Genomic DNA, 1,173 nt, shown 5'->3' with positions numbered 1-1,173 from the left:
TACTGACTTCGGCTCGTCAGGGTGAACTTTCCCGAAGTCTCTGATGGGCTTGGTGTGGTGGCTGTATTCGATGGTGTGTGAGGTATTCGGATGGGGGCGGGCTGACCGTTGCGGGACGGGTGCGTCGGGAGTCGGTGCGGATGCAGGCGGCCGAGCTGTTCGAGCAGGAGGTCAAGCCGCCGGAAGTGGCACGGCGTCTGCGGGTGAGTCTGAAGTCGGCTTATCAGTGGCACCAGTTGTGGCGCGAGGGCGGGGTCGGGGCGCTGGCGTCACGCGGTCCGAGTGGGTCGCGGTGCCGGCTGTCTCCGCGCTGCCTGGAGAAGCTCGCCGTGTATCTGGAGCAGGGTCCGGCCGCGCACGGCTGGGTGGAGGACCAGGTGTGGACCGCGGCGAGGGTGGCCATGCTGATCGGGCGGAAGTTCCACGTCTCGTACAGCGTCTCTGGCGCCACGAGGCTGATGCACCGGCTCGGCTTCAGCCCGCAGGTCCCCGCGCGCAGGGTGGCCGAGCGGGACGAGCAGGCCGTCACCGCGTGGAAGGAGGCGACCTGGGCGGAGGTAAAAGTACCCGGGCGGCCTGCGGGGGCTACATCTGCTTCGAGGACGAGGCAGGCTTCACCCGCCGTCCGCCCAGAGGACGCACCTGGGGCCGGCGAGGCCGCACGCCGGTCGTGACGGTCAGTGGCCGACGCTCGGGACGCCTGTCCGTGGCGGGACTGATCGCCATGCGGCCGGGCTCGCGTACCCGGCTGTGCCACCGCCTGCGTACCCACCCCGCGGGCAAGGGACAGCGCCGCAGCATGGGCGAGCGCGACTTCATCGCTCTGGTCGACGGCGTGCACCAGCTCGTCAAGGCGCCGATCGTGCTGGTCTGGGACCGCCTGAACACCCACGTCTCCCACGCCATGCGCGAGTTGATCGCCGAGCGTGCATGGCTGACGGTGTTCCTGCTTCCCGCCTACTCGCCCGACCTCAACCCCGTCGAGTGGGTCTGGGCGCACGTCAAACGCAGCCTGGCCAACCTCGCCGTCATGGCCCTCGACCGACTCGAGGCCCTCGTCCGCAACCGGCTCAAGCGCCTGCAGTACCGCCCCGACACCCTCGACGGCTTCATAGCCGGCACCGGCCTGACCCTCGACACCCCGACCTCACCCTGACGAGCCGAAGTCAGTAA

General features: G+C 69.4%; 2 protein-coding genes. Both read left to right on the top strand.

Annotation, left to right across the window (positions count from 1 at the left end; all coding sequences use genetic code 11):
• Positions 1-101 precede the first annotated feature (101 nt).
• Entirely contained in the window at positions 102-674 is a 573-nt protein-coding gene (locus tag ACFYY7_RS45745; RefSeq protein ID WP_388672430.1) for a winged helix-turn-helix domain-containing protein, read from the top strand.
• On the top strand, positions 590-1,156 hold the full coding sequence (locus tag ACFYY7_RS45740) for a transposase (protein WP_382949467.1): 567 nt from the start codon (positions 590-592) through the stop codon (positions 1,154-1,156). Before ACFYY7_RS45745 ends, ACFYY7_RS45740 begins: the two co-directional genes overlap by 85 nt.
• Positions 1,157-1,173: the final 17 nt, after the last annotated feature.

The sequence above is a fragment of the Streptomyces sp. NPDC001933 genome, assembly GCF_042890955.1.
GTDB lineage: Bacteria > Actinomycetota > Actinomycetes > Streptomycetales > Streptomycetaceae > Streptomyces.
The sequence above is the reverse complement of the archived record's forward strand: the minus strand, read 5'-3'. Positions and strand labels throughout refer to the sequence as shown.